This window comes from Kitasatospora sp. Xyl93, from assembly GCF_055383135.1.
This window is the reverse complement of sequence record NZ_AP029185.1, coordinates 4,322,610-4,339,278: the sequence shown is the minus strand read 5'-3', so window position 1 is coordinate 4,339,278 and position 16,669 is coordinate 4,322,610. Positions and strand designations below refer to the sequence as shown.

At 68.9% G+C, this 16,669-nt stretch carries 16 protein-coding genes; 5 read left to right on the top strand and 11 right to left on the bottom strand.

Annotation, left to right across the window (positions count from 1 at the left end):
- Positions 1 to 13: 13 nt before the first annotated feature.
- The 11 genes from ACZ5GH_RS19405 to ACZ5GH_RS19355 form a co-directional block, all read right to left on the bottom strand.
- Entirely contained in the window at positions 14 to 235 is a 222-nt protein-coding gene (locus tag ACZ5GH_RS19405; RefSeq protein WP_401106375.1) for a hypothetical protein, read from the bottom strand.
- Positions 236 to 538: 303 nt separating this feature from the next.
- Positions 539 to 1,276 (bottom strand): hypothetical protein, encoded by a 738-nt coding sequence (locus ACZ5GH_RS19400; protein ID WP_464334880.1) that lies wholly within the window; start codon positions 1,274 to 1,276, stop codon positions 539 to 541.
- Positions 1,277 to 1,335: 59 nt separating this feature from the next.
- Positions 1,336 to 3,492, bottom strand: a complete 2,157-nt coding sequence (locus tag ACZ5GH_RS19395; protein WP_464334879.1) for a hypothetical protein — start codon at positions 3,490 to 3,492, stop codon at positions 1,336 to 1,338.
- On the bottom strand, positions 3,489 to 3,920 hold the full coding sequence (locus ACZ5GH_RS19390) for a hypothetical protein (protein ID WP_464334878.1): 432 nt from the start codon (positions 3,918 to 3,920) through the stop codon (positions 3,489 to 3,491). The genes ACZ5GH_RS19395 and ACZ5GH_RS19390 overlap by 4 nt, the downstream gene beginning before the upstream one ends.
- 791 nt (positions 3,921 to 4,711) lie before the next feature.
- Positions 4,712 to 5,668, bottom strand: coding sequence for a hypothetical protein (locus ACZ5GH_RS19385; RefSeq protein ID WP_464334877.1), 957 nt, complete (start codon positions 5,666 to 5,668; stop codon positions 4,712 to 4,714).
- Positions 5,669 to 5,899: 231 nt separating this feature from the next.
- A complete protein-coding gene (locus tag ACZ5GH_RS19380; protein ID WP_464334876.1) occupies positions 5,900 to 6,331 on the bottom strand; it encodes an NUDIX hydrolase in 432 nt (143 codons plus the stop codon).
- Between the two features lie 43 nt (positions 6,332 to 6,374).
- Positions 6,375 to 7,169, bottom strand: a complete 795-nt coding sequence (gene fabG / locus ACZ5GH_RS19375) for a 3-oxoacyl-ACP reductase FabG (protein ID WP_464334875.1) — start codon at positions 7,167 to 7,169, stop codon at positions 6,375 to 6,377.
- Positions 7,147 to 8,277, bottom strand: coding sequence for a hypothetical protein (locus ACZ5GH_RS19370; RefSeq protein WP_464334874.1), 1,131 nt, complete (start codon positions 8,275 to 8,277; stop codon positions 7,147 to 7,149). Before ACZ5GH_RS19370 ends, fabG begins: the two co-directional genes overlap by 23 nt.
- On the bottom strand, positions 8,274 to 10,196 hold the full coding sequence (locus ACZ5GH_RS19365; RefSeq protein ID WP_464334873.1) for a nucleotidyltransferase domain-containing protein: 1,923 nt from the start codon (positions 10,194 to 10,196) through the stop codon (positions 8,274 to 8,276). The genes ACZ5GH_RS19370 and ACZ5GH_RS19365 overlap by 4 nt, the downstream gene beginning before the upstream one ends.
- A 348-nt stretch (positions 10,197 to 10,544) precedes the next feature.
- Entirely contained in the window at positions 10,545 to 10,694 is a 150-nt protein-coding gene (locus ACZ5GH_RS19360) for a hypothetical protein (protein WP_464334872.1), read from the bottom strand.
- The gene (locus ACZ5GH_RS19355) at positions 10,691 to 11,155 is read right to left on the bottom strand and encodes an ATP-binding protein (RefSeq protein ID WP_464334871.1); all 465 of its coding nucleotides are present in this window, start codon (positions 11,153 to 11,155) and stop codon (positions 10,691 to 10,693) included. The genes ACZ5GH_RS19360 and ACZ5GH_RS19355 overlap by 4 nt, the downstream gene beginning before the upstream one ends.
- A 224-nt stretch (positions 11,156 to 11,379) precedes the next feature.
- On the opposite strand from ACZ5GH_RS19355, the gene ACZ5GH_RS19350 reads away from it, so the two are divergent.
- The 5 genes from ACZ5GH_RS19350 (at position 11,380) to ACZ5GH_RS19330 (ending at position 16,640) form a co-directional block, all read left to right on the top strand.
- The gene (locus ACZ5GH_RS19350; protein ID WP_464334870.1) at positions 11,380 to 12,744 is read left to right on the top strand and encodes a hypothetical protein; all 1,365 of its coding nucleotides are present in this window, start codon (positions 11,380 to 11,382) and stop codon (positions 12,742 to 12,744) included.
- 307 nt (positions 12,745 to 13,051) lie between these two features.
- Complete coding sequence (locus ACZ5GH_RS19345; protein ID WP_464334869.1) at positions 13,052 to 13,879, top strand: hypothetical protein; 828 nt, start codon at positions 13,052 to 13,054, stop codon at positions 13,877 to 13,879.
- 308 nt (positions 13,880 to 14,187) lie between these two features.
- Positions 14,188 to 15,153, top strand: coding sequence for a hypothetical protein (locus tag ACZ5GH_RS19340; RefSeq protein WP_464334868.1), 966 nt, complete (start codon positions 14,188 to 14,190; stop codon positions 15,151 to 15,153).
- A 66-nt stretch (positions 15,154 to 15,219) separates the two neighbouring features.
- Positions 15,220 to 15,456, top strand: a complete 237-nt coding sequence (locus ACZ5GH_RS19335) for a transposase (protein WP_464334867.1) — start codon at positions 15,220 to 15,222, stop codon at positions 15,454 to 15,456.
- A gap of 305 nt (positions 15,457 to 15,761) precedes the next feature.
- Positions 15,762 to 16,640, top strand: a complete 879-nt coding sequence (locus ACZ5GH_RS19330; RefSeq protein ID WP_464334866.1) for a RelA/SpoT domain-containing protein — start codon at positions 15,762 to 15,764, stop codon at positions 16,638 to 16,640.
- Positions 16,641 to 16,669: the final 29 nt, after the last annotated feature.

The following is a 16,669-nucleotide window of genomic DNA, read 5'->3' as shown; positions in this document are numbered from 1 at the left end:
CGGTAGACCGGCCTCAGGGGCGGTGTTCGCCCGCCAGGTACGGCGCCTCGCGCAGGAAGTACGCCCCGCAGGTGTGGCAGCACAGCTCCGGGGTCCTCCCCCAGTCCACCGCCTCCCGCACCCGCGCCCCCGGATCGAGCTCCCGCCCGCACATCGCGACGCTCTCCTCACCCCGGACCACGTGCCACAGCCGAACCCCCTCGGCCGCACCGCCGGCGCCGTACTCGGCTCGCATCTGGTGCATCATCCCCCCATCGTCCGATCCCCTCCCACCCCCGGCAACCGGGGCCCGCGGCCACCGGGCCGGGCCGGGCGACGGTCAGGACGCGGCCTGGAGCAGCGCTCCGTCCTGCCACTTGAGGATCTTTTGACCCTCGCAAGCCCGTGACCTGCGAGTTTGGCCATGAAAGTGCCGCTGACCAGGCGAAACTACCTTCAGTAGTTCGCACTGGTCAGCGGCACTTTTGGCCCTCATGTGCCCCAGATGTGCCCCCGCGATGGCTGGGGAGACCAGCCGGTTCAGTACGGGAAGCGGTGATCAATCGATGTGCGGTGACCGGTTGTCGGCCTCGCGTGCTTGAGCGGAAATCCCGGCGGGGCGCGTATTGCCGTGGATGGCGTGGACGAGCTGTTCGAGTACGCCTGCGGCGCGAACGGCGGTCGTGGGGTCCTCCAGGACGCGCAAAAGCTCGTCCACCCGGGCCAAGACGACATCCTTCTCGTCTGCAATGAGCTCTCTATGCTCGTGACGCAGGGCGGTTTGCACGCTCCTGAACGCCGTGATCACTGCTTCGGCCTTCACCTTGGGGTCGCCGGCCATGAACATGAGGTCTGCGTACCTGTCGATCCACCATGGCAGACCGAGGGCCTCGTCGACCAGGCGCTCGCGCAGGATGTTGAGTCTGACGGACTCTAGGTGTTCCTCCATAGATCGCTGCCTTTCGGCGAGCTTCTGGCGCTCGACCTCCTCTGCGATGTCCGGCTCCAGCGACAGTCGGACCCGGGCCGTGACCGCGATCCGTGGGTCGGCTTCGAGCTTGTCGGACAGGTAAGCGTTGATCGCATCCTGTGCAGCTTCGACATCCCCCGGCAGGAACTCTCGGCTCACACGTTGGGCCTGGCGACGCAGAAGTGAGCGTGCCACGGCGTGCGGGTGCAGCGGAGGCACCGCGAGGTTCGCGACGACGGTGAACGAGTACTCCACCGTCGCCGCGAACCACAGGGCCCGGCGCGAACTCTCCAAGCGGGCGTCAAACCGGTATGGGAACTCGCCCATCGCATCTGACTGCTCGACCTTCTCGACCGCCAGTGATCGTCCTGGTCGCCGCCACCACCTCACGTCTCGATGCCAGCGGTGCTGGCTTGCGTGGACTTGGCGCTGAGGATGGCCTGTGCGTACTCGAAACGGAGCTCGTTCCGCAGTTCGCTGTCTCCACCGAGGATGCGGTTCAGATCGCTTCCGAGGCAGCCAACCTCCTCCTCAAAGACGACCGAGATGAGATCGCGGACGGCACTGGTCGGGAGCTCCTCCGCTTCGGCTGCGCGGCACCAGCTGTCGACTGCTACGGCGGCCTTGGCGCGGATGGCAGGGTGCCGCCATGCTGCCCGCACACCATCCTTGAGAAGCACCCGTACCGCTCCGCCTTCCGGACCGTCCAACTGCAGAAGGCCCAGGACGAGAGGGGCCCCAGCGCCAACTGCTCCAGGCGCGTGGCCGACACCAGGTTGCCCCACAGCCAGGACGTCGATGAACGCCGAGGCACTACCAACACCAGGGGCGGCATCATGGCCGGGGAGCGGGATCCAGTCCACAAGGGACTTCAGGACCTGCGCGGCGAGCCCTGTGTCGTGGAGAAGGTCCACCAGCGCATCGAGTGCGGCCTGCGTTGCCGATTCGTCACCTGGTTTGTCCAGGACGTACCGAAGCCGGGTGAGCGCGATGTGTGGAAAGTCTCGGCCAAGGCGACGGCTGCAGATCCCGGCGACGGCCAGCTGCCGGTCGACCCGCCGCTTCCCCTCGGCCCAGCCACGGAGCCGCTGCCGAACAGCGGCTCCGACGAGCGGGTGTACCGCGAGATCGTCGAGCACGTCGAGCGCCAGGCTCTTTCGGCTATCCTGCGCGATCCACTTGTCGAGGAGTTCCAGGATCGTCTTCGGCCCTTCGGACTCGGCGAGGGCAGTCAACGAGGCGGCCAAGCGCTCCCGGTAGGGCTCGGCAACCGCCCCCGCCGCGCTGATCTGCTCTAGCCACTTGGTCAACACAGGCACGAGTTGGGGCCGCGTGTACCAGACGTGGCGAAGCAGGGCACGATCGATCCCGGGCCGGTCCTGGCTGATGGAGGCGGTCCCGTCTTCCCGGAACGCGATGTCCGCAGCCTTGCAACGCTGCTCGGCGTCGGGCCCGGCCAGCGGACCACCCGGAGGAGCTGGCCAACCGATCTCCGGTTGGCAAAGCAGACTGTCGGAAGCATCCAGGATCACCCGGGCGGGGCACTCGTCTAGGAACGAGGCGGCGATACGCAAGGCCCGTGGCCGAGGCGCTTCTTCCTCTTCGCCACCGAACCACCGATGGATGACACCTTCCCAGTTCTCGTACTCGCCCCGAGCGTTCGCATCGTCATGACCAGTAGCCCTGGCCATGATTCCGGCCAGGCGCTCCGCCTCACTCGGGGAGGTGTCGGGCGTGAGCAGGTTGTGGAACACACTCTCTTCGACATGGAGCCACTTGGCACGCTCGGCCGTCTCCGGGTCAGCCGACAGCCTGCGTTCCACCACACCCGCGGCACTCGGCCGCTTGGCCTCGCGCACGAGGACGGGCCCACGGTCGTCCCCCTCAGCCACCGGTCCCCATGCCTGCCGGCTCACAAGGACGACCAGGACTGTACCGGTACGAAATGCTTGCCTTGCGTACTCGGCCAGCTGCTCGCGGAACTGGTCGGACAGCAGCTCGCTCTCCCCGGCAAGGTTGAGCAGGTAGCCTGTGTGGCGCTCCTTCGGGATCAGTGCGGCGTCCGGCTTCTCCCAGTCGGCCAAGAGCTCGAACAGCCGGGCTTGCTGGGGCAGGCAGTCGTCCAACAGCCGCATCGCGGTGGTCCGGGCGCCCACGCCTGGCTCCGTCACCAATGCCAGAGCGCTACGGGCCCTCTCGCCCGACGTGACATCGGCTTTGAGTTGTAGCACGGTATCGGCATAACCACCGGGCGCTTCGAAGAGCTCCGGTCGAAGGAGGTCCGTGCGGGAGATCGGGCGCGGCTGAAGGTACGCGAGGCCCTGCATGTACTTGGTGACGTACAGGTCGCGGCCGGCAACGTTGGCGTCGCCGCCGATCTCGTTGTCCGACACAGTGATGGCAGGAGTCTCCAGTTCCTCTTCCTCGCGAGATTCCGTGACGTCCTCCGGGCGCGGTGCCGCACTGTGTGGGTGAGCTTCGGGCGCTACCGGTAGACCGGCAAGCGGCTCATGTGCGGGCCTGTCGGAGTCGTCGGCGTTCACGCCTGCCCTCCGGTGATCCTGTCGCGGCCGGTGAAGTTGAAGTCGCCACCGCCAGTCTTGATACCCGAGAACTTCAGCCCGCTGTTGATCACTACCCCGGACGCCGAGAACCGCGGATCATTGCCCAGCTCCTCAACCAGCCTGTGCAAATCGCTCTCGGCCTCAGCACTCCGGGAGGCCAACGGCTGCAGGTCGCGGGCCACGCTCCTCGTGAAGGCCCGAGCAGCACTCTCACGCTCGGCGTCAGGTGTCTCGAGCAGATCCTGGCGGATTCCGTCCAACCGAACCAGCACCGCGTGATCGTCCGGCGTCCCGTGCCGGCGCACGAACTGAGAAATCCGGTCCTTGGCGAGTTGCCACACGTCCGTGCTCATGGCGCCGACGAAGGCACCGGCCGCTGCCGTGACGATCTCTGCTGGTGTTGTCACAAATCCCCCCTGAGCTTGGATCGCGATCTTTCGGCGTGCTACACGGCACCCCACATCGGAGACTGTGCCACCCCTGCACCCGTTCCGACATCGAAGAGTCGATCACCTGGGCCGGAGATGTCTAGAAGCCTGCGCTTCGCTGCGGATTCAGGATCGCGTGATCAAGCCATTTCCCAACGCTGCAATTCGGAGTGCTTCACTCCGATTGGTGGAGTATCGAGCCAGCACTGCTGACCTCGCAGTATCTGCCAGAGTCGATCCATGCGTTGGCGGGGTGGGATATTCGTTCGATTAGTTCGCTTAACACGAGATGCCAGAATCATCTGGAGTCACAGCAAGCCCAGCGGGCTCGTGCGTTAAGCCTGGCTCACTGGATCCCCTCCGACCAGGGCAATTGCCCGGGTCGCATGACGGGGCCTCGTCGTAGCGTGGGCCAGGATGATTGTCCGTAAAGCGCTGACCACAAGTGGGCTAGTCGTCAAACTGATTTGCGTGAAGGTGACTACTGTTCGCTGGATTCTTGCCCCGATCAGCAGCTGGCGGACCTACCGACTCATGGTCACGTTCGCAGCCGATCTCCCGTACGAAGCCGCATGGCAGATGGTGCGGCTCCGATATCACATCGACGAACTGCCCTACGTGCGCATGGCTGCTGAGCGAGCACGGATGACCGTCCCCCCTCAGTCAGCCGAGGTAGACCCACCTCCGAAATAGTCGAGATCGCTTCCGCTTGGAGCGCTCTGCGTGAACTTGAACGCTTTTCGGACAGCCATCCCGGCGAACCGGCGTTGCTACGAAACCGCCGCAACTCGCCCGAGGTCTTCTGGCCCCTTCCGCGCGAGCATTACTGCCCGCACTCGGGCAGCACCGCTGGTGGCAACTGTGGTACCACGGTCGACCGAGGCCGGACGCCTGCCGAGGCCCGCGCAGGGGCGGCAGATGCCCGGCTGCGGCACGGGGTCGTGGCACTTGGCGCACTCGGCGTACCGGGGCTTGGAGGGCTGCTGCGGGGCCTGCACGGGCGGCATCTTGCGCTTCAGGCGGCTGCGGAGCACGCCGACCGGGGAGTGCAGGGGCGCGGGCAAGCCCGGCAGCAGGGCCTGGGCCAGTTCCTGGGCTGTGCTGCCGCGCGCCAGCCACTGGGCGACGAGTGGCGCCAGCTCGGTGGCCTCGGCCTCGCCCAGCTGCAGGCGCGGCTCCGCGCGGAGCACCCGGAACAGCGTCGCGACCGCCTCGCGGACCTGTTCGTCCGGTACGGCCGGAGTCTCCTGGTCGATGGTGTGGCCCTCCTCCCGCCCATCGGGCCGGTCGACGGCCTCCCGGCCGGTGGCCGACTGCTGGTCGGCCTGCTCGGCGGGGTGGGAGGGTTCTTGGTACCGGTTCTTTACAAGAGGGACGCCAGCACGGCCGGTGGTCGCCTCACCGGAGACCGGACGGGGGACACTCGGCAGCGCCAGCTGCGGGGTGTCGTAGACGTGGGTCTCGGTGATGATCGTGCCGTCCGGCATGCGGATCTTGTCGACCCGGTAGAAGCCCGCCTCGGCCAGCTCCTTCAGAGCCTTGCGGATCGCACCTCGGCCCTGGGGGCTGGTGTCGGCCATGTGCCGGCCGTCCTCGCGCCAGCCGTCCGGGCGGGAAAGGAGGTCGGCGAGCAGGCCGCGGGCGGTGTAGGACAGCCGCCGATCCTGCAGCAGGCCGTTGGGCAGCACGGTGAAGCTACGTACGTGTTCGGTACGATGGACGCGCATCGGGAGGTCGTACTCCTGTTGCCGGACCCCGGAGCGTTGGCGCGCTGCCGGGGTCGCCTATTTTTGGTTGGATCACGGAACGTACCACGTCACCCGCCACACCAAGGCCCTTTTGCCGCAGCGGTCTTGATCACATCAAGGGCTGCCGCTTTTCGGTGGAGCCGTGCGTGGTGGCCGTCGTGGGTTGCGCGCGAATGTCGGGCGGCCGAGCCGACCCGGCCGCCTTCGCGGTCAGCGGGCGGCGAGGAGTTCCCCTCGCTCGACGGCGTCGCGTAGGACGGCCGCGAAGTCCTGGGGCAGGAGGTTGACCGTGTCGAGGGCATCGGTGGTCAGTGGGATCTCTTCGAGGAGGTACTCGCCTCGGCCTTCCTGGCTGAACTCGGGGCCGGTGCGGTCCTCGAAGTTCCACTTGTCGATGGTGGCGAGGTAGAAGTCCTGGCGCTCGTCGTCCGTCTCGATGGTGTGGAGGAGGCTGACGATCTCGGCCTCGCCCGCGATCTCTTCGCGGACCTCGCGCAGCAGGGCGTCATCGGGGCTGGCGTCGGTCGGTTCGATCTTGCCGCCGACGATCACCCAGTACGGGTCGATGCCGGGGCGGATGCGCTTGATCAGAAGCATGGTGTCGTTCGGGGTGAGGAGGACGGCGCGGACGCGGTGCTGCATGGTGATCTCTTCCTTCTCGGTGGTCTCGGTGGTGTGAGGCGGGTCAGTGGAGGAGCCAGCCGCCGTCGACGTGCAACGACTGGCCGGTGATGAAGGACGCGCTGGGGCCAGCGAGGAAGGCGACCGCAGCGGCGACGTCCTCGGGGCGGCCCCGGCGCTGGACGCACTGGCGGCGGATTTGGTCCTCGGGTCGGGCTCGGTGGTGGGCGGGCAGGTCGTTCTCCGCCTCGACCTGGATGGCCCCGGGTACGACAGTGTTCACGCAGATCCCGGCCGGTCCAAGTTCCCTGGCCAGCGACCTGGTGAGGCCGAGGAGGCCGGCCTTGGCGGTGCTGTAGGCGGTGAGTCCGGGGCGGCCGGCGCGGGCGTTGACGCTGCCGATGTTGACGATCCGGCCCCATCGGCGCTCGGTCATGCCCGGGGTGATGGCCCGGCAAGTGCGGTAGTGGATGGTCAAGTTGGACTCGATGGCGAGCACCCAGTCGTCCTCGCCGAGCCTGTCCCACGGGATGCGCGGGTAGGCGCCCGCGTTGTTGACGAGGACGTCGACCGGCCCGAGCTCGGACTCGACCTGACTGACCAGCGAGGCCACGGCGTTCGAGTCAGTCAGGTCGGCGCTGACCTCGATGCCGCTGCGGCCCTCGCGCCGCACGTCGGCGAGCACGGTGCGAGCCTGGCGGATCTGTGCGAGGTGGTTGATGCCGACGGCAGCTCCGGCGGCGGCCAGGGCTCGGCCTATCGCGGCGCCGATCCCGGTGGCTCCGCCGGTGACCAGCGCGACCCGACCTTGGAGCGGCAGGGCGGCGATGGGCAGTTCAAGCGGCGTGGGTGTGGTCATCGTCGGTCCGATCGTCGGGGCCGGTGGCCAGCGCGGGCTGGGTACGGGTGAAGGTCTCGCGGACGGTCTCGGGCTGCTGGGTCTCGGCGAGCTTGGCCAGGAGCAGGAGGAGGTCGTGGCCGGTGAGGCGGCCGGGCGGGATCACGCCGAGGATCCGCAGGGCGAGGAAGTGGCGGATCTGGGCGAGGAAGCGGTCCGGATCCAGCCCGGCTGCGGGCGCGAGGTCGGCGCGAACGCGCTTCAGCAGGCGGTCGATTGCGGCCTGGCGCCCGGCGCCGACCGCCCAGGTGTAGCGGACTTCCAGGCGGCGGTGGCGCTCGTCGTGGTCGACGTGTTCGAGGTGCGGGGTGGTGACCGGCGGCAGGTGCAACGGCAGCGTGCGGGCGTACACGTCGGGCTGGTAGGTCGGTACGAGCCAGCCGCCCATGCCGAGCAAGTACCAGAGGAGGATGGCGATTTCCCCGGCGACCGTGTTGCGGCCGGCGTACTGGAAGTCGAGCCAGCACAGCGGGTCGGCGATGTTCGGTTCGGTCGGGTCGCCCTGGGTGAGCGCGGTGACCCAGGTACGGACGGAGCAGAGCGCTTCGCGGGCTTCCCAGATGATGGCGGGTAGGTCGAGGCGCATCGGGACGCCGTTGACGACGAGGATGTGACCGGTGAGGGAATGCACGGGCAGCCGCTGGTCGGTGCGTGGGGCGGGGACAGTGAGCTGGCCGGACAGGTACCAGGTGTCGATCCGCCCGCCGGGGCGGATGCGGTCCAGGTAGAGGCCGGTCACGCAGTCCGAGAGCGGCGCGGCGCGGACGCTGTCGGCGACTGCGGTGAGCAGGCTGTCGCAGACGGCGTCGATCAGCGCGGTGACCCGGGGCAGCGCGCTCGGGTGCCGGTCCGCGGTGGCGATGACGTCGCCGAGCAGCATGCTGCACCGGCCGGTGGCGAACACGTCCTCGTAGGCCACGACGTGCCTGTCGGCCGCCCGGCTGTGGCCCAGCAGTTGGGGCACCGGCAGCGTGCGTGCGGTGGCTTGCCAGCCCTGGACCTCGGCCTCCGCTGCGGCGGGGACGAGGACCTTGCGGAAGGCAGGGACCGAGGCGACGGGGCCGTTCATGCGCGGCTCGTCGGCAAGGCGATGGTGGCCAGCCAGTGGCCCAGGACGATGTTGGCCAGCTCCACCGCCTTCTCGCGGTCCTCGCGGGCCTGGCGGCGTAGGTCGGCGTCAGCGGCGGGCTCGCGGTCGAGGAAGACGCCCAGCGCGTCGTCGTCCGAGGCGCGTTCGGTGCCCTCGAAGCGGAGCATCACCTTGGCCAGCAGAGCGGTGATCTTGAACAGGGCGCGCAGGTCGGGGGCTCCCTTGAGGAGCTGGCGGCGGATCTCGATGGCGGCCTGCACGCCGGCCTCGACGCTGGCCGCCACGTCGCCGGCCGCGTCCGGGGCGGGCAGGGCCAGGCCGGGGCGGCACCACAGCGGCACGAGGGAGCCGGAGCCGATCAGCATGAGGACGTGCAGCAGGCGGGAGGTGACCGCCCCGGTGCGGCACTCGTCCTGGGTCAGCACGGTTAGGCCAAGCCTGACGCCAGCGAGTTCGGCTTCGAGTTCGGCGAGGGCCTGCCGGAGCCTGGGGAGGCTGTCCTGCTCTGCGACGACGAAGACGTCCAGGTCGGACCACCCGTGCTGGTACTTGCCTCGAGCGCCGCTGCCGGTCACGGCGAGGAGGTCGATGACGGGCGGCACCTGGACGGTGGTGCGGTCGAGCAGCTCGGAGAGGTAGGACTCCAGGTGAACGGGCAGACCGAGCGTGTTCACCGGCGTGGTGGCCGGCCTGCGCAGGGGCCAGCGGTGGGCCAGGGCGATCCCGTCGAGGCGGCGCTCCAGGTGCAGGCGGCTGTGGTTGTTGTCGATGACCTCCTGCGCGAGCGAGACGATCCCGGCCGCACCGCGGCGGGCCTTGACGGTGTCGCGCTCGACCACGTCCTCGGGCCCGGCGGTGCCGCGTTCGGCGCGGACCTCCGGCGTCGCGTCGACGTAGACGACGGTCAGTTGTTCGCCGAGCATCCGTCGCAGTTCGGCGGTTGCGTCCTGGTCGTGCAGGGACTCGATGGTGACGTGGTCGAGGAAGTGGTGGGCCGCGCAGTAGCGGTCGAGGCCGTCGACCAGCAGCTCGGCCCGCACCACGGCCGAGAGCTCGTACGGGTCGGCGATGCCTACGCGTTTGGCGGCGTCCTCGATCAGGTAGCCGATCTTGAGGCGGGCGTACCCGTGCCTCACCCTCAGGTACTCGCCCGCCGTGCTCTTGCCGCTCTCCGACATGCCGCCGAGCGCGACCACCCGCAGGCCGGGCAGGGCGCGGGGCGGCACGAGCGGGGTGATCGGGTGCAGGCGCTGGCGGAGCTCGTCCCGGACGGCCACGACCCGGCGCTCTCCGACCACGATGGTCTCCGCCCACCTGCCTTCGGCGACGAGCCGGTGCATCTGCACGTGGAGGTGCCGCTGGTAGTCCGCGTAGGCCGGGGTGACGTGCCGCTCGTGGGACAGGCTGCGGGAAGTGCCGATCACCGGGTCCTCGTCGTGAAGGAGCACGATGCCGTACTCGGCCGCCTCGGCGGCTCGCACGTCGGCGGCGTACGGATCGAGGAGCTTGCCGGCCCGCTCGGCGGCCTCGTCGGGGTTGAGACGCTCGCGCACCGCGACGGTGGCGGCCAGCGAGGCTCCCAGCATCGGGATGCCCCGGTCCATCAGCCGCACGGGCGCGGCGGCGGGCCTGCGGGAGCGCTCCAGGTAGGAGCTGGCGAGGACGTCGGCGACCTCCTCGATCGGGCCGCGCTCGAACCACCAGGCGCCCATGCCCGTGGCCTTGATGCCGTCCCAGCGCGGGTCGTAGTCGTCCAGCCGTCCGGTGGCGTGGGCGGCGGAGCCGAGGCGGCGAGCCAGAATGCCGATCTGCTTGGTCTTGCCGACGTTGTCGGGACCGCTGATCGCGATCGTCACGGGCTGGGAAGGCGTGGGGTCCTGCTCAGGGGAGATGGACACGATTTCCTCCGAGGGCTGCGCAATGTCTGTGGGGCGGTGGGCGGCCCTCGGCCGGACGCCGCAAGGGCGCCCGGCCGAGGGCCGGATCGGGCTACCGGCCCGGGTACGGCGGCTGCGGGGTCGGCGGGGCCGGGGGCGGAGGCGGCGGGGACGGCGGAGGCTGGGGGGCCTCCAAGATCGGAGCGGCGGTTTGCGGCACGGCGAATCTCCCTTCGGCGTGACGGGTTCCGGCCTGGCGGGTCGCCGAGGCCGGCGAATGTGGGCGGATCCGGCTGCGGGGGTTCACCTGGAGCCGCCGGTCCCGCCTCGGGCCGGTGTGCGGCGGATGCCGAGGCGGGGGTCTTGGGGTCAGGCGGGCGGCGGCGTGGCCAACACCGACGCGGAGGAACCAGCGCGGTCCAGGGCGTCCGCCTCGACGGCGTGCTGGATCGGAATCGACAGCAGTCCGAGGACGACGGCGTGGCCGAGCACCCACAGCCCGGCGAGTACGTCGCTCACCGGGTCGCGGTCCGCGCTGCGGTGCGGCTGCTCACGCCCCGGTCCACGGCGATGTCCGCCCATGTCGTCTTGCCGTACGGCTCCAGGTCGACGCCCCAGACAACGGCCAAGCGGTCGACCAGGGCCAGGCCGCGGCCGGACTCCGCGTCGTGGGCGGCGCCGACCAGGACCGGCAGGGCACGGGATCCGTCCCGTACGGAGATCCGCACGGCCTGGCCGGCACGGTTGGTCACCCGGGCGACGCCGACCCGCATGGTGGTCAGGCAGCCGGTCTTGGCCGCGTTGGAGACCAGCTCCGTGACGACCAGCTCGGCGTCGTCGGCCAGGTGACCCAGCTCCCAGTCCGCGAGCGCGTCGCGGGTCAGTCGACGTGCCGTTGAGGCGGACTGCGGCGCGTACGGCAACTCGACCGTGGTGGGTCGTGCGAGTGGTTCCGTTCTGGTCAGCGTCTCGGTGGTCACGGTCCGCTCCTGGTCGCCAGGGCCGCCTGCTCCGGACAGCGGGGGCTGTCCGGGCGGCAGCGGTCGGAGTCAGCCGCCCGGGGCTTCCCCGGAGTCGGTGTCGACTCGCGACCCAAGCGGCTGACATCAAGTCAACCGTCCTTCCTTCGTCCAAGTCCCTGTCTCGGCGGGTCGGTTGTCTTTACCGTGTTTACCGCCACCCGGCGCCGAGGAAGGGAGTGGTCATGGCACAGCCTGTGACGAATCACCAGCTCGAAGCGGCCATCAACGACGCTGACATGACCTTCGATGCTCTCGCCCGGGGCGTCGTCCGCGTGGCGGCCGAGGTCGGTGTCCACCTGCGGACGAACCCGTCGACGGTCCACAAGTGGCTGCGTGGCGCCGATCCGGAGGGCGACACTCCCGCATTCATCTGTGAAGCCCTGTTCCGTAAGACGGGACGGCTCTACACCCCAGCCGAACTCGGGCTACGGTCGGTGGAAGAATCCGACCCGGGCCTCGGGCTGTCCATCGGCCCCGACCCGGTGGGCGTCCTCGCACGGGTGTGGAGAGCTGACTTGGACCGACGAAAGTTCCTGGCCGCCTCGGCGTACTCCGTCGCCGCGATGCACCTGCCGCTGGACTACGTCCGCGAGAGCGCCGAACGCACCGCAGCCGTCCGAGGCGGCGCCGTCGCCGGAGCCGCCGAGGTCGCTGCCGTCCGCGACATGATCAGCATGTTCACCGAGATCGACGAGCGCCACGGTGGCCAGCACGGCCGCTCCGCCCTGATCCAGTACCTGCGGTCCGACGTCGCCGCCCTGTGCCGGGGCACCTTCCGCACCCACGACGACCGTCAGCAGATGCTCTCCGCCGCAGCGGTCGGCGTGCACCTGGCCGGGTGGAAGGCGTACGACGCCGGCGAGCAGGGCCTCGCCCAGCGCTACTACCACCAGTCGTACGCCATCGCCGTCGAGTCCGGGGTCGTCGGCCACGACGCCTTCGTCCTGCGCACCCTGGCCCAGCAGGGCATGAAGCTCCGCCACCCGTCCAAGACCTTCGCGCTATCGGAGACCGCTCTGTCGCGCGTCGTCGGCCGCGTGGACGCCTCGACGGAGGCTCTGTTCACCATCACCCACGCCCACGGCCTCGCGGCCACCAACCAGCGCCGCCCCGCCGTCCAGGCCGTCCAGCGGGCCCGGGACCTGCTGGAGGCCGCAGGCGGCGACGCGATGCCCTACTGGGCCCTCTCCTGGGGCCCGGCGCGCGCCACGGTCAACTCCCGCAGTGCCAAGGTCTTCTCCCGGCTCGGCGACCGGAAGGGCGCTGCGGAGAACTACGCGGCAGCAGCGGCCAACCGCCCGGCCACGACCTACACGAGGATCCTCGCGCTCGACCTGGTGGCCCAGGCCAAGATGGAACTCGCCGACGGCGGCATTGAGCAGGCGTGCGGCACCTGGAACCGCGCACTCGACGCCATGGCCGGCGTGCAGTCCGTCCGCACCCGTCGTTCGGTGCTGGAGATGCGCAAGAGCCTCGCCCAGTTCAAGAGCCGTGGTGTTTCGGCGGCTCAGGAACTCGACGAACGGGCAGCCGCTTTCCTGACGTGATCAGCCTGGCACAGCCCCTCCCGAAGGCTCGCCCAATCAAATCTCCGGGCGGGCCTCAGGGCTCAAACGTCGCCGCCCGCGGCGACGACCGCGAGCTGCTGCCCGGTCGGCGTGATCGTCTGTGGCCTCGCCGGCCCCGGGGCGGCGCGGGAGGGAGGCTCATGCTCGATCACAGCTCGTTGAATTCCGGCTGCGGCCCCGTGAATCCAGGCCCTACGGTGGGCAGATGACAGCGCCATGGACCCCATTCACCCACCGCGACGGCGCGCCCGCTCCGTTGCTCGTGAGCGTCCCCACTGGGTTGGAGATGCCACTGCGGAAGTGGCTGCACAGTGCTGCCTGGCATCAAGACGGGGACGCGACGCGACGCGTTGCGGTGCGCTGTGACCTTGTGCTGGTCCGGGATGACGATCAGTACAACGACAGGCACGTCGACTACGCCGAGCGCCTCGCCCACTGGACACCTGCGGGACAGCTGCTCGAAGCCGTCGATGCCTTGCTTGACCTGCTGCCTGCCGACCCCGCCCCGAGCCCGTGGCCGAGTATTCCGCCGATGCCTTCCGTATTCGAAGCATTGACCGGCTTGAAGCCCGTGACGCGGCGGGATCTGCAGGTGCTTCTCGACGACGCGCGTTCGCGGTACACGATCCGCGAGGACGGCAAGGCCCTGGTGGCGCGAATCGACCCGGGGGTTGAGCACGCCGTACGCGACGCGGTGGCGAGCGGCAGCCGACCGGAGCGGGGGTCGGCGTCCGAGCATCTCCAGGAGGCGTTCGCCCGGGCCAACGCGGTCACACCGGACCCGGTGGTGGCCTACAGCGAGGCGATCAAGGCGGTCGAGTGCGCGGCGCAAGCGACGCTGCAGCCGGCCCACGCCCGGGCGACGCTGGGCACGATGATCGGCGAACTGCCCAAGCTCAAGGAGAAGCTGCTCTTCGAGATCGAGGGCAGGAACCCGGGGGACGGGATCGAGATGGTGGGATCGATGATGTCGCTGCTGTGGAGCGGGCAGACCAGCCGACACGGCAAGCAACACGCGACGGACCGGGAAACGGTTGCGGAAGCTATAGCGGCGGTGCACATCGCCGCGGCCCTCGTGCAGTTCTTCTCCACCGGGGCGATCCGTCGCAAGTAGGGCCGCCGCGTCGAGAGGGTCAAGGGTCACTGCCTGGGCCTGGCGGGGTAGGCGAGGGAGGACTGGAAGCCGCCGTCGCGGAACCCAAGGCGGTCGTCTCCTATGGTGTGCCCCTTGAGGTCTGCCTGGATCCGCGATCCGGCCGGGCAACGAAGCTGACCTCTGTCTGCTTTCATGACTCGAGTTGGGCACACCGAATTTTTGCGGGAAGGGCAGCGCCGATCGCGCTCCGCCTACCAGCAGAGGGAAAGCTCTGAACTGGATCAAATCCGCCGACACGCTCGGGAGTTACGCCCACACTGTCATCCATGCGGATCTGGAACCGTCTCGCCCCAAAGGCGGGGGCGTACTGGCGGCTCACCCTCTTCCCGGTGGGGACTGTCATCAACACCTGGGGCAACCTCTACTACAACACCCCGTACCGGTATCAGGGCCTGTTCCTGTTCCTCGTCGGCGGTGCCATCGCTTTCTACGGCCTCTGGGGTGTGGACACCCTCCCGCTGTGGGACGTCCTCGCGGTGCGACTTGGGACACCGAAGTGGCGCCACCTACGCGGCAACATCCGGCTTCTCCTCGGCGCGGCTGTGCCATTGATCTTCCTGCACCACGCCAGGTTCTCGATCGGGCGAGTCATTCACGGGGCGGCGCAGCCGGGCGACTTCGAGCTGGCAGCCGGGGTGCTGGTCTGGATCTGGATCATGCTGTCCTGCGGGGTGAGCAGCGTCGAACCGAAGGACGCGCCCTTCGAGAGGCTCCCTGGCCGAATAATGCGCGCGGCTCGTGTCCGCGTTGCCGCCAACTGGGCCGGTGTGGTGGCCGCCGGCCTGTACTTCTACCCGCGGCTACTGAGCGCGTACCCCGCGCAGGCAGTGTCGCTCGGCGTCACCTTCGCGGTCGCCCTCATCGTGATCATGCACAAGGTATACGCGAGGGTGCGGAAGCTCTGCACGCAGGTCCACGCCGCGTCGCAGACCTTGCGCCGGGACCTTGACGAGCTGGCCGCAGCAGACCCCGCGGCCCCCGCGACGAGCCTGCAAAGCGCCGCCCGGCGCAGCTGGGATACCCTCTCCCGTTCCCTTCACACCAGGCTCGACTCCGGGTACCCCCGGTTCGGAGTGCCGTTCCTACGCGAGGAAGTGGTCACCGATCTGGAGGCTCGGGTTCTCGCGGCGATCGATGCGATGCCCGGCGAGCCCGATGCCGGTAAGCAGGTGCACGAGGACCTAGCCGCAATCATCAAAGCATGCGGCGAACGGATCGACGTAGTGGCCTAACTGATCGTTTCAAAATGAGTTGAGCTGCGCTCTTGCGCTCGGGATCTTGGTCGGCAGGCTGTCCGGGTGCGTGTTGATCTTCTACCGGATGACCTATGGGAGCGGGTGGCTCCGCTGCTGCCGCCCGCTCCCGAACGACGCCACCGCCACCCCGGGCGACTACGAGTCCCGGACCGGGCGGCCCTGGCCGGCATCATCTACGTGCTGCGGACCGGTGTCGCCTGGCGCGATGTCCCCGCGCAGGCCGTCGGCTCCGGATCTCGACCTTCCTTCTCCCCCAGAAGCTGCCTCAGCAGCCGTTGAGCTGGGCGAACACCCCCTCGTCCCTGACCCGCGTGTCGAGGACCACGAGTGACGCGGGAGCACGACGGTGCCCGCCACAATGGCAGCACCCAGCTTCTCGTCCCGGTGAGCGAGGTGAACCACCACACCAGCCAGTCTGGTGTCTTTCCCCGCACGGGCGTCGGGCTTCACCAAGATCCCGACTGCCGTGCGTCCGTATCGACCGGTAGCCGCCGGATTGTCTCCTCGATCTCCGAAAAGGGCCGCGCGCCGACCGCAGCGATAACCGTAGGCGGGCGTCGGCGTGGCCCTGTACGGTCGCGACCATGAAGAAGTGGGTGGTCCCTGAGAACTCGAACAAGCGCGTCCAACGCGCGAGCCGGACGATCGGTAAGGGGACGGGCACTCCCGAGGAGATCCGGGAGGCGCGGGACGTCCTGAGCAACTACCGTCTCGCCCACGCATTTCCTCTGAACGCGGTGACCATGACCGTGCGGCAGCGAGCGCTCGATGTGAACCCGAACGCCGTCGTGGCCGAGCGCCGGAAGCGCCTGCCCACGATCCTGGACAAGCTGAAACGCCACCCCACAATGAGCGTGACCACCATGCAGGACTTGGGGGGCTGCCGGGTGGTCTTCGACACCGTCGCCGAGGTGGACGAGTTGGTCAGCGTCCTGGTGGACTTGCCGCGGAGCAAGAACCGCGTCAAGAAGGTCTACAACTACCTACGTGATGACCCGGGGCCACGCGACTCTGGCTACCGGGGCGTTCACCTGGTGTACGAGTACGGAGCCTCAAAAGAGGAATACCACGGCTTGCGGATCGAGCTGCAGGTGCGCACGCTGCTCCAGCACGCCTGGGCGACCGCCGTCGAGACCATGGATTTGTTCTCGGGCAGCGAGCTGAAGTACGGGAAGGGCGACGCGGACGTGCTCAGGTTCTTCGTCCTGGTCGGCTCGCTCATGGCGTACGAGGAAGGCACCATCCCGGTACCCGGCGCAGAGGGGACGCGGGAGGAGTTGGCGGCCGAGTTGGCGCGCCTGGAGGCGAACGTCGGCGTTCTGGAGCGGCTACGGGGCTACGCGGCGATCGTGGGCGAGCACGCCAAGACAGACCGCCGGAACACCCTGACCCTCAACCCAGCGGAATTGCATCGGATGCAGGATGAAAACCGATGGTGCGTCGCTGAGCTGCAAGAAGTCTAGTGCCCTCGCTGCGGCTCCATCTACGCCTC

Coding starts and splice junctions, on each gene's coding strand:
- ACZ5GH_RS19370 (WP_464334874.1), bottom strand. CDS start 8,277: ATGAACGGCCCCGTCGCCTCGGTCCCTGCCTTCCGCAAGGTCCTCGTC.
- fabG (WP_464334875.1), bottom strand. CDS start 7,169: ATGACCACACCCACGCCGCTTGAACTGCCCATCGCCGCCCTGCCGCTC.
- ACZ5GH_RS19385 (WP_464334877.1), bottom strand. CDS start 5,668: ATGCGCGTCCATCGTACCGAACACGTACGTAGCTTCACCGTGCTGCCC.
- ACZ5GH_RS19400 (WP_464334880.1), bottom strand. CDS start 1,276: ATGGGCGAGTTCCCATACCGGTTTGACGCCCGCTTGGAGAGTTCGCGC.
- ACZ5GH_RS19405 (WP_401106375.1), bottom strand. CDS start 235: ATGCGAGCCGAGTACGGCGCCGGCGGTGCGGCCGAGGGGGTTCGGCTG.
- ACZ5GH_RS19340 (WP_464334868.1), top strand. CDS start 14,188: ATGCGGATCTGGAACCGTCTCGCCCCAAAGGCGGGGGCGTACTGGCGG.
- ACZ5GH_RS19350 (WP_464334870.1), top strand. CDS start 11,380: ATGGCACAGCCTGTGACGAATCACCAGCTCGAAGCGGCCATCAACGAC.
- ACZ5GH_RS19380 (WP_464334876.1), bottom strand. CDS start 6,331: ATGCAGCACCGCGTCCGCGCCGTCCTCCTCACCCCGAACGACACCATG.
- ACZ5GH_RS19345 (WP_464334869.1), top strand. CDS start 13,052: ATGCCACTGCGGAAGTGGCTGCACAGTGCTGCCTGGCATCAAGACGGG.
- ACZ5GH_RS19330 (WP_464334866.1), top strand. CDS start 15,762: ATGAAGAAGTGGGTGGTCCCTGAGAACTCGAACAAGCGCGTCCAACGC.